The 13,037-nt window shown below is 61.2% G+C and carries 14 protein-coding genes; all 14 read left to right on the plus strand.

Annotated features, from left to right (window positions below):
• Positions 1 to 7: 7 nt before the first annotated feature.
• Positions 8 to 841: a flagellar synthesis regulator FleN gene (gene fleN / locus AB4N82_RS18430; protein WP_003192912.1), complete on the plus strand. Its 834-nt coding sequence runs from the start codon at positions 8 to 10 to the stop codon at positions 839 to 841.
• Positions 838 to 1,578, plus strand: coding sequence for an RNA polymerase sigma factor FliA (gene fliA, locus AB4N82_RS18435; RefSeq protein ID WP_015885174.1), 741 nt, complete (start codon positions 838 to 840; stop codon positions 1,576 to 1,578). Before fleN ends, fliA begins: the two co-directional genes overlap by 4 nt.
• A 170-nt stretch (positions 1,579 to 1,748) precedes the next feature.
• The gene (locus AB4N82_RS18440; RefSeq protein WP_160385018.1) at positions 1,749 to 2,123 is read left to right on the plus strand and encodes a chemotaxis response regulator CheY; all 375 of its coding nucleotides are present in this window, start codon (positions 1,749 to 1,751) and stop codon (positions 2,121 to 2,123) included.
• 18 nt (positions 2,124 to 2,141) lie between these two features.
• A complete protein-coding gene (locus AB4N82_RS18445) occupies positions 2,142 to 2,930 on the plus strand; it encodes a protein phosphatase CheZ (RefSeq protein ID WP_032887907.1) in 789 nt (262 codons plus the stop codon).
• Positions 2,931 to 2,941: 11 nt separating this feature from the next.
• A complete protein-coding gene (locus tag AB4N82_RS18450) occupies positions 2,942 to 5,137 on the plus strand; it encodes a chemotaxis protein CheA (protein WP_122756988.1) in 2,196 nt (731 codons plus the stop codon).
• A gap of 48 nt (positions 5,138 to 5,185) precedes the next feature.
• A complete protein-coding gene (locus AB4N82_RS18455; protein WP_032887910.1) occupies positions 5,186 to 6,325 on the plus strand; it encodes a protein-glutamate methylesterase/protein-glutamine glutaminase in 1,140 nt (379 codons plus the stop codon).
• Positions 6,325 to 7,065, plus strand: a complete 741-nt coding sequence (locus AB4N82_RS18460; protein WP_032887912.1) for a flagellar motor protein — start codon at positions 6,325 to 6,327, stop codon at positions 7,063 to 7,065. The genes AB4N82_RS18455 and AB4N82_RS18460 overlap by 1 nt, the downstream gene beginning before the upstream one ends.
• A gap of 15 nt (positions 7,066 to 7,080) precedes the next feature.
• Positions 7,081 to 7,968, plus strand: a complete 888-nt coding sequence (gene motD / locus AB4N82_RS18465; protein WP_032887913.1) for a flagellar motor protein MotD — start codon at positions 7,081 to 7,083, stop codon at positions 7,966 to 7,968.
• 50 nt (positions 7,969 to 8,018) lie between these two features.
• On the plus strand, positions 8,019 to 8,807 hold the full coding sequence (locus tag AB4N82_RS18470) for a ParA family protein (RefSeq protein ID WP_032887915.1): 789 nt from the start codon (positions 8,019 to 8,021) through the stop codon (positions 8,805 to 8,807).
• Positions 8,807 to 9,607 carry a CheW domain-containing protein gene (locus AB4N82_RS18475; protein WP_032887917.1) on the plus strand — a complete coding sequence of 267 codons (801 nt, stop codon included), beginning with the start codon at positions 8,807 to 8,809 and terminating at the stop codon, positions 9,605 to 9,607. The genes AB4N82_RS18470 and AB4N82_RS18475 overlap by 1 nt, the downstream gene beginning before the upstream one ends.
• 80 nt (positions 9,608 to 9,687) lie before the next feature.
• Positions 9,688 to 10,170 carry a chemotaxis protein CheW gene (locus tag AB4N82_RS18480; RefSeq protein WP_032887919.1) on the plus strand — a complete coding sequence of 161 codons (483 nt, stop codon included), beginning with the start codon at positions 9,688 to 9,690 and terminating at the stop codon, positions 10,168 to 10,170.
• Positions 10,171 to 10,563: a DUF2802 domain-containing protein gene (locus AB4N82_RS18485; protein WP_032887921.1), complete on the plus strand. Its 393-nt coding sequence runs from the start codon at positions 10,171 to 10,173 to the stop codon at positions 10,561 to 10,563.
• Between the two features lie 267 nt (positions 10,564 to 10,830).
• Positions 10,831 to 12,498, plus strand: coding sequence for a ShlB/FhaC/HecB family hemolysin secretion/activation protein (locus tag AB4N82_RS18490; protein WP_032887923.1), 1,668 nt, complete (start codon positions 10,831 to 10,833; stop codon positions 12,496 to 12,498).
• An 11-nt stretch (positions 12,499 to 12,509) separates the two neighbouring features.
• A complete protein-coding gene (locus AB4N82_RS18495; protein ID WP_032887925.1) occupies positions 12,510 to 13,031 on the plus strand; it encodes a toxin-activating lysine-acyltransferase in 522 nt (173 codons plus the stop codon).
• Positions 13,032 to 13,037: the final 6 nt, after the last annotated feature.

Below are 13,037 nucleotides of genomic sequence, written 5' to 3' on the forward strand. Positions count from 1 at the left end.
AAATAAAATGGGCAGCATGCATCCCGTACAGGTGATCGCGGTGACCGGCGGCAAAGGTGGCGTCGGAAAGACTAACGTGTCAGTGAATTTGTCCCTGGCCCTGGCAGAGCTTGGCCGTCGCGTCATGCTGCTGGATGCTGACCTGGGGCTGGCGAACGTCGACGTTCTGCTGGGACTGACGCCCAAACACACCCTTGCCGATGTGATCGAGGGGCGCTGTGAGCTGCGCGACGTGCTGCTCCAGGGCCCTGGCGGGATCCGCATCGTGCCGGCTGCCTCCGGTACCCAGAGCATGGTGCACCTGAGCCCGGCGCAGCATGCCGGCCTGATCCAGGCATTCAGTGATATCGGCGACAACCTCGACGTGCTGGTGATCGACACCGCCGCCGGGATCGGCGAGTCCGTGGTCAGCTTCGTGCGCGCCGCGCAGGAAGTCCTGCTGGTGGTCTGCGATGAACCCACCTCGATCACCGACGCCTACGCCCTGATCAAACTGCTTAACCGTGACTACGGCATGAACCGCTTCCGCGTCCTGGCCAACATGGCCCAGAGTCCGCAGGAAGGGCGCAATCTGTTCGCCAAGTTGACCAAGGTCACGGATCGCTTCCTCGATGTCGCCTTACAATACGTCGGCGCAGTTCCCTACGACGAGTGCGTGCGCAAGGCTGTGCAAAAGCAGCGTGCAGTCTACGAAGCGTTCCCTCGTTCCAAATGCGCATTGGCGTTCAAGGCTATTGCCCAGAAGGTCGATACCTGGCCGTTGCCCGCCAACCCTCGTGGGCATCTGGAGTTTTTCGTCGAGCGATTGGTACATCAGACGAGCGCAGGACCGGTGCTATGACAGCGAATGGCTACAACGCCTACAAGAAATCTGCCCGTGACAGTCAGGGTGAGTTGATTGAGCGCTATGCGCCGCTGGTCAAGCGTATCGCCTATCACTTGCTGGCTCGCCTGCCCGCCAGCGTGCAGGTCGAGGACCTGATCCAGGCCGGCATGATCGGCTTGCTCGAAGTGTCGACCAAATACGATGCCAGCAAAGGCGCGAGTTTCGAGACGTATGCGGGTATCCGTATCCGTGGCGCGATGCTTGATGAGGTGCGTAAAGGTGATTGGGCGCCGCGTTCGGTGCACCGAAATACGCGCATGGTCAGCGACGCAATTCGTGCAATTGAAGCAAAAACCGGTCGCGACGCTAAAGATCATGAAGTTGCGGCCGAACTCCAATTGAGTCTCGACGATTATTACGGGATTTTGAACGATACCTTGGGCAGCCGCCTGTTCAGTTTCGACGACCTGTTGCAGGACGGCGAACACGAAGGGCTGCACGAGGACGGCGCGAGCGCGCATATGGAACCGTCACGCGACCTGGAAGATGAACGCTTCCAGGGTGCATTGGCGGACGCCATTGCCAACTTGCCCGAGCGCGAGCGGTTAGTGTTGGCGCTGTATTACGACGAAGAGCTGAACCTCAAGGAAATCGGTGAGGTCCTGGGGGTCAGCGAATCGCGTGTCAGCCAGTTGCACAGCCAATGCGCAGCCCGCTTGCGGGGGCGTTTGGGAGAGTGGCGAGCGCGCTGACAGGCAGTGTGGGGAGCATTGCAAAGCGATACCGCGAAGGTGATAGGCCTTCGTGGGTTCGATCCGTGGTGCCCCCGGCAGTCCTTTTTGTGTAATGCCTGTTGATTGAAATGGCGCGTCCAGGTGCTGGGCGCGTTTAAGACTGCTTGGAGGTCGAATTGGACAAGAACATGAAAATCCTCATCGTTGATGACTTCTCAACGATGCGGCGGATCATAAAAAACCTGTTGCGTGACCTTGGGTTCACAAACACGGTCGAGGCGGATGACGGCCTTACGGCGATTCCGATCCTCAACAGCGGGAGCATCGACTTTCTGGTAACAGACTGGAACATGCCGGGCATGACCGGTATCGACTTGTTGCGCCACGTGCGTGCCGACGAAAAACTGCGCAGCCTTCCCGTGTTGATGGTGACCGCCGAAGCCAAGCGTGAACAGATCATCGAAGCCGCCCAGGCCGGGGTCAACGGTTACGTAGTCAAGCCATTCACTGCACAGGCCTTGAAAGAGAAGATCGAAAAGATCTTTGAACGCATCCACGGCTAATGCCATCGCGGGGGAGCTATGGAGCATAAAGAAACGTCACAGGGAGACTTTGAGTCGACCCTGAAAAAGCATGCTCACCAGTTGGTCGACAGCCTTGAAAAAGGCCACTTCGGCGACGCGGTGCAGTTGATCCATGAGCTCAACCAGACCCGTGACCGCGGCCTGTACCAGGAAGTGGGCAAGCTCACACGCGAGCTGCACAGTGCGATCGTCAATTTTCAGATTGACCCGCACATGCCCCAGGCCGAAGAAATCTCGCAGATCACTGATGCCACCGAACGCCTGTCCTATGTGGTCAGGCTGACCGAAGCCGCGGCTAACCGCACCATGGACCTGGTGGAAAATGCCACGCCTCTGGTCAACGGCATGGCCAATGAAGCCCAGGCCCTCAGCGTTGACTGGGGCCGCTTCATGCGTCGCGAAGTCGGGGCTGAAGAGTTTCGTGAATTGGCCCGTCGGGTCGACGGTTTCCTGTCGCGCAGCGAACAGGAAAACCGCACGGTTTCCAGCAACCTCAATGACATTCTGCTGGCCCAGGATTACCAGGACCTCACCGGTCAGGTGATCAAACGTGTAACCCAGTTGGTTACCGAAGTGGAAAGCAATTTGCTCAAATTGGTGCTCATGGCTGGCCAGGTAGACCGTTTTGCCGGCATCGAACATGACCGCGAAGCGATCCTCTCTGAAAAAGATCCACAAAAACATCTCGCCAAGGGTGAAGGTCCGCAGATTCATGCCGATAAACGTGAAGACGTTGTGTCAGGTCAGGATGACGTAGATGACCTGTTATCCAGTTTAGGCTTCTAAGGAGCACCCACATGAGCTTCGGCGCCGATGAAGAGATCCTTCAGGATTTCCTTGTAGAGGCCGGCGAAATTTTAGAGCAACTGTCCGAACAACTGGTCGAGCTGGAAAGCCGACCGGATGATGCGAACCTGCTCAATGCAATTTTTCGCGGTTTTCATACTGTAAAAGGGGGCGCCGGCTTCCTCCAGCTCCATGAGCTGGTGGAGTGCTGCCACATCGCCGAGAACGTGTTCGACATCCTGCGCAAGGGTGAGCGTCACGTTGATTCGGAATTGATGGACGTGATTCTCGAAGCACTGGATGCGGTCAACGGCATGTTCAGCGAAGTTCGCGAACGTGCCCCGATCACGGCGGCCACCCCGGAACTGCTGGCCGCCCTGGCGCGCTATGCAGAGCCGGCCGACACCACGGCAGCGCCGGTGGTTGAGGCCGCGCCTGAGCCGGTGGCGGAGCCTGAAGCGGATGTGACGGACAACGAGTTCGAACAACTGCTCAACTCCCTCAGTGCCGTCAAGGCCGAAGCTGAAGCACCGGCCGCCGTTGCCCCGGCAGCGGCACCGACCAGTGAAGACATCACCGACGCCGAGTTCGAATCCCTGCTCGACCAGTTGCACGGCAAAGGCCAGTTCGCCGCCGATGCGGTGGCGCCTGTCGCGGCTGCCGAAGCGCCTGCGGCCCCGGCCAGCACCGACATCACCGATGACGAATTCGAAGCCTTGCTTGACCAGTTGCACGGCAAAGGCACGTTTGCGGTCGACGCCCTGCCGGAAGTGGCGGCAGCGCCTGCTGCTGCGGCGGCTGCCAGTGCCAAGCCTGCGGACGATGGGTTGATCTCTGATCACGAATTCGAAGCGCTGCTGGATGATTTGCACGGCAAGGGCAAGTTCAGCGAAGTCGCCCCAGCGGCTGCAGTCGCCACGGCAGCACCGGCTGCTGCTAAAGCGGCTGCGCCTGTGGCAGCGGCCAAGCCCGCAGCCCCGGCTCCAGCTCCTGCGCGTGCGGCTGCGCCACCACCGGCGGAAAAACCGGCCAGTGAAGCCGAAACCACCGTGCGGGTTGATACCGCGCGTCTGGACGACATCATGAACATGGTCGGCGAGCTGGTACTGGTGCGTAACCGCCTGGTGCGCCTTGGCTTGAGCAGTGGCGATGAAGCCATGCAGAAGGCCGTGTCGAACCTCGACGTGGTGACGGCTGACCTGCAAACCGCGGTGATGAAAACCCGGATGCAGCCGATCAAGAAAGTCTTCGGCCGCTTCCCGCGCCTGGTTCGTGACCTGGCGCGCCAGCTGAAGAAAGAGATCAACCTAGAACTGGTGGGTGAAGAAACCGACCTCGACAAAAACCTTGTCGAGGCCCTGGCCGACCCGCTGGTCCACTTGGTGCGCAACGCTGTCGATCACGGCGTCGAAACCCCTGAAGAACGCGAAGCCTCGGGCAAGTCCCGTGGCGGCAAGGTGATTCTGGCGGCGGAGCAAGAAGGCGACCACATCCTGCTGTCGATCACCGATGACGGCAAGGGCATGGACCCGGCGATCTTGCGCAATATCGCCGTCAAGCGTGGCGTGATGGACAAGGACGCCGCCGACCGCCTGACCGACACCGAGTGCTACAACCTGATCTTCGCCCCTGGCTTCTCGACCAAGACCGAGATTTCCGACGTGTCGGGCCGTGGCGTGGGCATGGACGTGGTGAAGACCAAGATCAGCCAGCTCAATGGCTCGATCAACATCTACTCGACCAAGGGCCAGGGCTCCAAGATCGTCATCAAGGTGCCGTTGACCTTGGCGATCATGCCGACCCTGATGGTGATGCTGGGTAACCAGGCGTTCGCCTTCCCGTTGGTCAACGTCAACGAGATCTTCCACCTCGACCTGTCGCGCACCAACGTGGTGGACGGTCAGGAAGTGGTGATCGTGCGTGATAAAGCGCTGCCGTTGTTCTACCTCAAGCGCTGGCTGGTTGCATCGGCTGCCCATGAGGAGCAGCGCGAAGGCCATGTGGTGATTCTCTCGGTGGGCACTCAGCGGATCGGCTTTGTCGTCGATCAACTGGTTGGCCAGGAAGAAGTGGTCATCAAGCCTTTGGGCAAAATGCTGCAGGGAACCCCGGGCATGTCGGGTGCGACCATTACCGGTGACGGTCGGATCGCGCTGATTCTCGATGTTCCGAGCATGCTCAAGCGTTACGCCGCACGGCGTATTTGATTCTGGCGGGGCAGGGCGGTAATGCCCGCCCCGCCTAACGGAGTGTTTATGGCAGTCAAGGTCCTGGTGGTGGACGATTCGGGTTTCTTCCGCCGCCGCGTCTCGGAAATTCTTTCCGCCGATCCAAGCATCCAGGTGGTCGGTACGGCCACCAACGGTAAAGAGGCGATTGATCAAGCCATTGCGCTAAAGCCGGACGTGATCACCATGGACTACGAGATGCCGATGATGGATGGCATCACGGCAGTTCGGCACATCATGCAACGCTGCCCGACCCCGGTATTGATGTTCTCCTCGCTGACCCATGAAGGTGCCCGAGTGACCCTCGACGCGCTGGATGCCGGTGCGGTGGACTTCCTGCCGAAAAATTTCGAAGACATCTCGCGCAACCCCGATAAGGTCAAGCAACTGCTGTGCGAGAAAGTCCACAGTATTTCCCGCAGTAACCGTCGCAGCCTGTTCAGCGCCCCAGCACCCGCCCCGGCGCCGGTAGCTGCGCCGTCTGCGCCCACCAGTTCCTCGTTCAGTCGCCCGGCGCCTGCCCCGGTTACCCGGCCTGCGCCGCCGCCGGTACGCACGTCGGCACCGGCTGCCGCCCATGCCCATTCGCCAGCGCCCAAGCGCAAGGCTTACAAGCTGGTTGCCATTGGGACTTCCACCGGTGGCCCGGTGGCCTTGCAGCGCGTATTGACCCAATTGCCGGCCAACTTCCCGGCGCCGATCGTATTGATCCAGCACATGCCAGCGGCGTTCACCAAAGCGTTTGCCGAGCGTCTGGACAAGTTATGCCGCATCAGCGTCAAGGAAGCCGAGGATGGCGACATCCTGCGCCCTGGCCTGGCGCTGCTGGCCCCAGGCGGCAAGCAGATGATGGTCGATGGCCGTGGCGCGATCAAAATCCTTCCGGGTGACGAGCGCCTCAACTACAAGCCGTGCGTGGACATTACCTTCGGTTCGGCTGCCAAGTCCTACGGTGACAAAGTTCTGGCGGTGGTACTCACCGGCATGGGCGCCGATGGCCGTGAAGGCGCGCGCCTGCTCAAGCAGGGCGGCAGTGCGATCTGGGCCCAGGACGAAGCCAGTTGCGTGATCTATGGCATGCCCATGGCCATCGTTAAGGCTGACCTTGCCGACGCCGTTTACAGCCTGGACGACATCGGCAAGCATCTGGTGGAGGCCTGCCTCTGATGGATGTATTGAGCCTGATCGGCATCATCATGGCGTTTGTCGCCATTATCGGCGGCAACTACCTCGAAGGCGGCCACCTCGGCGCCCTGGCCAACGGCCCGGCGGCGCTGATCGTGATTGGCGGCACCGTGGGCGCTGCGTTGTTGCAGTCACCGATGAGCTCGTTCAAGCGTGCGATGCAGATCGTGATCTGGATCATCTTCCCGCCACGTGTCGACTTGGCCGGTGGCATCGACCGGGTGGTCAACTGGAGCCTCACCGCACGCAAGGAAGGCCTGCTGGGCCTGGAAGGCGTGGCCGATGCCGAGCCCGACAGCTACTCGCGTAAAGGCTTGCAGTTGTTGGTCGACGGTGCCGAGCCGGAAGCGATCCGCAGCATCCTGGAAGTGGATTTCTACACCCAGGAAAGCCGCGACATCAACGCCGCCAAAGTGTTTGAAAGCATGGGCGGCTACGCGCCGACCATCGGCATCATCGGTGCAGTCATGGGCCTGATCCACGTGATGGGCAACCTGGCCGACCCTTCGCAATTGGGCAGCGGCATCGCCGTGGCGTTCGTCGCGACTATCTATGGTGTGGCCAGTGCCAACCTGGTGCTGTTGCCGGTAGCGAGCAAGCTCAAATCCATTGCCATGCGCCAGTCCCGTTACCGCGAGATGCTGCTCGAAGGCATTCTCTCGATTGCCGAGGGCGAGAACCCGCGCTCCATCGAATTGAAGCTTCAGGGCTTCATGGATTGATGGGGAGTAATGCCAATGAGCCGTCGCCGTCGCGAGCCTGAGGAACACGTCAACCACGAGCGGTGGCTGGTGTCCTATGCGGACTTCATCACCTTGCTGTTCGCATTTTTCGTGGTGATGTACTCCATCTCGTCGATCAACGAAGGCAAGTACAAAGTCATTTCCCAGGCGCTGATCGGCGTGTTCAACGACGCCGACCGTTCGCTCAAGCCGATCCCCATTGGCGAAGAGCGGCCCAAGAGCGTCACCCCGGCCAAGCCGCTGGTCAACGACAGCGACGAAACCGCTGCCGGCGTGGGCGGCACCAGCGATCCGCTGAAAAGCATCGCCGATGACATCAGTGCCGCGTTTGGCGACCTGATCAGCTCCAACCAGATGACCGTGCGCGGCAATGAGTTGTGGGTGGAGATCGAGCTCAATTCCAGCCTGCTGTTCGCCAGTGCCGATGCGTTGCCCAGCGACCAGGCGTTCACCATCATCGACAAGGTGGCGGCGATCCTCAAACCTTTTGAAAACCCGGTCCACGTCGAAGGTTTTACCGACAATGTGCCGATCAGCACCGCGCAATACCCGACCAACTGGGAGCTGTCCTCGGCCCGTGCCGCCAGCATCGTGCGCATGCTCGCGATGCAGGGTGTGAACCCCGGGCGCCTGGCGTCGGTGGGGTATGGCGAGTTCCAGCCGGTGGCCAATAACGCCACCCTGGAAGGCCGCGCGCGCAACCGTCGGGTGGTGTTGGTCGTCTCACGCAACCTGGATGTGCGCCGTAGCCTGACCGGCACCGGCACCGCCAATGCAACACCGGATGCGGCCTTGAGGCGCGCTGGCACACAAACTGCACCGGCCCCTGCAAAGCCGCCGGTTCGGCAGAGTGCCGTCAATTCTCCGTCACCGGCTCAATAACCTATGCAATGTCTCGGTCGCGCACGTGCCCACCGGGAGGAACCATCCGAATGAGAGTCTGGGCAGTTGCCAATCAAAAAGGTGGAGTCGGCAAGACCACCACCTCCATCGCTTTAGCCGGCTTGCTGGCCGAGGCGGGCAAGCGTGTGGTCGTGGTCGACCTCGACCCCCACGGCTCGATGACCAGCTATTTCGGTTACGACCCGGACGCGCTGGAGCACAGCAACTATGACCTGTTCCTGCACAAGGGCAGCGTGCCGAGCGACTTGCCCGGCCAACTGCTGTTGCCGACCAGTAACGAGAGCATTTCCCTGCTGCCGTCCAGCACCGCGCTGGCCACCCTTGAGCGCCAGTCGCCGGGGCAGAGCGGCCTGGGCCTGGTGATCGCCAAGACCCTGGCGCAACTGTGGCAGGACTTCGATTACGCGATCATCGACAGCCCGCCGTTGCTCGGCGTGCTCATGGTCAATGCCTTGGCGGCCAGCCAGCAGTTGGTGATCCCGGTGCAGACCGAGCACCTGGCGGTCAAAGGCCTGGAACGCATGGTCAGCACCCTGGCGATGATCAACCGCTCGCGTAAACAGGCGCTGCCGTACAGCATTGTGCCGACCTTGTTCGATCGCCGTACTCAGGCGTCCCTGGGCACGTTGCGCGTATTGCGTGACGCCTATCCGCAGACCATCTGGAACGGCTACATCCCGGTGGACACGCGCCTGCGCGATGCCAGCCGCGCCGGGCTGACGCCTTCGCAGTTCGACGGTAAAAGCCGTGGTGTGTTGGCCTACCGCGCATTGCTCAAGCACCTGCTGTCCCAGCAGCTTGTTGCGCAGGTGGCGTGATGAATCGTCCTGTCGAACTCAAGACCCGGCCGCAACTGGCACTGGAATCCTACCTGGATGCCTTGTTGCAGGAAGCCACTGCAGAAGAATTGCCGGAACCGATCCTGGTGCTGGAGCCAGCGGTAGAAGAACCGTCGTCCAGTACCCTGGATGAGTTCCAGTTGGCCGTATTGGAAGAGCAGGCGCGTGATGCCTACGTCGCGCCGGTGATCGTGCCGGTCGCCGTCCCGGTGGTCATGCCCGTCGCGCCGGTGGTGGTCGAGCCCGTGGTGGAAGTGCACCTGCCACCGAATATTACGCCGCCGCCCGTGAGCGGCGATGGTCGTCCGGCCTGGGCGGCGGAGCCTTTCGAATGCCTGCTGTTCGACGTCGCCGGCTTGACCCTTGCGGTGCCGCTGGTGTGCCTGGGCTCGATCTACTCCCTGGCCGGCCAGGAACTGACGCCGCTGTTCGGGCAACCGGAGTGGTTCCTCGGAATCCTGCCGAGCCAGGCCGGTAATCTCAAGGTGCTGGACACCGCGCGCTGGGTGATGCCCGATCGCTACCGCGACGACTTCCGCCAAGGCCTGCAATACGTGATCTCGGTGCAGGGTTACGAGTGGGGGCTGGCGGTGCATCAAGTCAGCCGCTCGTTGCGCCTGGACCCTAACGAAATCAAATGGCGCAGCCACCGGGGCCAGCGGCCTTGGCTGGCGGGCACCGTAATCGAACACATGTGCGCGTTGCTCGACGTCGCCGAACTGGCCGAGTTGATCGCCAGCGGTGCCGTCAAGTCGATGCCCGTGAACATACGCAGTTGATTGAACAATAAGGGCCGCACGCGAGTGCGGTCGACGAAGCACACACGCCGTTGGTAACGGCATTTGAAGGGGTCATGGGTATGAATAAGTCAGCATCTGCACAAGGTTTGGATGATCCGATCCTGCAATGGGTTACCTTCAAACTGGACAACGAAACCTACGGCATTAACGTGATGCGCGTGCAGGAAGTGCTGCGCTACACCGAGATCGCCCCGGTTCCAGGTGCGCCGAGCTACGTGCTGGGCATCATCAACCTGCGCGGCAACGTGGTGACGGTGATCGACACCCGCCAGCGTTTTGGCCTGGATACCGTCGAAGTCAGCGACAACACCCGTATCGTCATCATCGAAGCCGACAAGCAAGTGGTCGGGATCATGGTCGACAGCGTGGCCGAAGTGGTTTACCTGCGCCAATCGGAAGTGGAAACCGCGCCGAACGTGGGTAACGAGGAATCAGCCAAGTTCATTCAGGGCGTGTGCAACAAGAACAACGAACTGCTGATTCTGGTTGAGCTGGACAAGATGATGAGCGAAGAAGAGTGGTCGGATCTGGAGAACATCTGATTGTTCCTTGAAGCAGCAGTGATTGTCCTGGCCCTGCTGTGGGCCGGGACGCTGGCGTTTATGCTGCGCTATGTGCGCCAGCAGCGAGAATTGGCCATGCAACAGGCCGAGCGCGATGCGCTGCGCGACCGGCGCATTCTGGAGCTGGTCAAGCGGGTTGATCACTTCCAGCAAAGTGCGGTGAGGGTCGGGGATGAGGTGCATGAACTGCGCGCCATCCTCGCGCCGTTGCCGGACAAGCTGGCGCAGATTGAGCAGCGCGACCCTGCGAGCCTGTCGTTTGCCCAGGCAGCGAAGCTGGTGGGCATGGGCGCGACGGTGGATGAACTGACCCAATCCTGCGGTTTGACTCAGGCTGAGGCGCAATTGATGAGCAAATTGCACAAAAACTGAGGATTAATTTTTACACCTGAAAAACCGCTATAACCCTTGAGTTAGAGCGTTGCAATGTGACAGTCCTGGCGGTCTGCAGTGGCCGCTTTTGCGAATCAAGTCACAGTGCCATGTTTTGCTGGGGCACTTTTGTGTCGTTGTGGTGACAAAGCCTGCGCATGTAGGAAGTTTCACTCACAAGGATGCGAAATGTCTCTCGTCGCTGTATCTAGAACAAAACCATCAGTTTTGCTGCAGTCGTGCGTTTCCACCTGTACTGCAGTTGGTTTGCTAGCCAGCGCGGCTGCGTTTGCGGCCGAGCCGCAAGCGCCGGCCCAGCAATTGATCCAGCAGCAACAGCGCGAGCGTGCACAACGCGAGCAGCTGGAACCGTCGCCCGACGTTCGCCTGCAAGCGCCCCAAGACACCGAAGCCAGCCTGCGCCTGCCGCGCGATGAAACGCCGTGCTTCAAGATCGACCGCGTGGTGCTCAGTGGCGACCAGGCCGAGGATTTCCAGTGGGCCCTGCGTGCCGCCAACCCGTCCGATGACCCGGTGCAAGGGCGTTGTGTTGGCGCGCGCGGGATCAACCTGACCATGAAGCGCATCCAGAATGCGATCATCGCCAAAGGCTTCATTACCACCCGCGTGCTGGCCCAGGCCCAGGACTTGAATCAGGGCACCCTGTCCCTGGTGGTGGTGCCCGGCCGGATCAAACACATCCGTTTTGCCGCCGGCACTTCGGCCCGCGCCAACTACTGGAATGCGATGCCCGCGTCCGATGGCGATGTGCTGAACCTGCGCGACATCGAACAGGCGCTGGAAAACTTCAAGCGCGTGCCCACCGCCGAAGCCGACGTACAGATCACCCCCGCCGAAGGCGCCGATGCGCAGCCGGGCGAAAGCGATGTGGTAATCGCCTGGAAGCAGGCCGTGCCCGTACGGGTCAGCCTGTCGGTGGACGACTCCGGCAGCAAGCAGACCGGCAAGTACCAGGGCAACGTCGCGTTGTCGCTGGATAACCTGGCGACCCTCAACGACCTGTTCTACATCAGCTTCAACCACGACCTCGGCGGCGGCGAAAGCGGCGACCGTGGGTCCAAGGGCCACACCATTCACTACTCGGTGCCCTACGACTATTGGCAGTTGAGCCTGACCTCCAGCGAATACGACTACCACCAGACGATCGCCGGGGTGAACCAAGCGTACTCCTACAGCGGCCGCAGCCGGACCAATGAGGTGCAGCTGTCGCGCGTGATCTATCGCGACGCGGTGCGTAAGACCACCGTGTCCCTCGGTGGCTGGAGCCGTACCTCCAGCAACTACATCGAAGACACCGAAATCGAATTTCAGCGCCGGCGCATGGCCGGTTGGCAGGCCGGGATCAATCACCGTGAATTCATCGGTGCGAACACCCTCGACCTTGGCGTCGGCTATCGCCGTGGCACCGGTGCGCGCGATGCCTTGCGCGCACCCGAGGAAGAAAACGGCGAAGGCACGTCGCGCTCGCAGATCATTACCGCCAACGCGCAATTGCAAGTGCCGTTCAGCGTCGGCCAGCAGAAGCTGCGTTACATCGGCGGCTGGCGCGGGCAATGGAACCGCACGCCGCTGATTCCCCAGGACCGCTTTTCAATCGGTGGGCGCTACACCGTGCGCGGCTTTGATGGCGAGCAGATTCTGTCGGCGGAACGCGGCTGGACCTTCAGCAACGACCTCGGCCTGAGCCTGGGCAACACCGGTCAGGAGCTCTATCTGGGCGTGGATTACGGCCAGGTTGGCGGGCATTCCACCGAGTACTTGCTGGGTCGCCGCCTGGCCGGTGCGGTGGTAGGCCTGCGCGGCGGCTACAAGCAGTTTTCCTATGACATCTACACCGGCAAACCTCTGGAAAAACCCAAGGGTTTCCAGACCGCCGACGTGACCAGTGGCTTCAGCGCCAACTGGTCATTTTGAAGGAGACCAGCATGTCGGATGACACCCTCGAAGTGCTCGCGCCCACGGGGCCCGACAGTCCCATCGACGAAGCCCAGGTGCTGGGTTCGGCGGTGTGGTTGTGGATGCACTCGGCGGCGCATCGCGATGCGCCATTGCACAGCCTGTCGACCCTGTTGCTGCCGGCGATCAAGCGCCGTCAGTTCATCCTGATCAGCGAAGCGGGGCGCCCGGTGTTTTTCCTGTCGTGGCTCAACCTCAGTGCCGAGGCCGAGGCGCGCTACCTGCGCGAACCAGCCGTCTGCCTGCCTGCCGCGGACTGGGACAGCGGCGACCGCCTGTGGATCAACGACTGGGTCGCGCCGTTCGGGCATACCCGACGAGTCAGCGGCCTGTTGCGACGGCGGCTGTGGCCCGGGCGGATCTTCCGTTCGCTGTACCACCGAGGCGATGAGCGCGGACTGCGCGTCATGAATTTCCAGGGTATCGCCGTCCTGGACCTGGAGGCGCAAGCCTGGTTTGCCACTCACCCGTTACCCAGCGACGCGCTCTGATCAGCC

This window comes from Pseudomonas sp. H1_D04 (assembly GCF_054683855.1).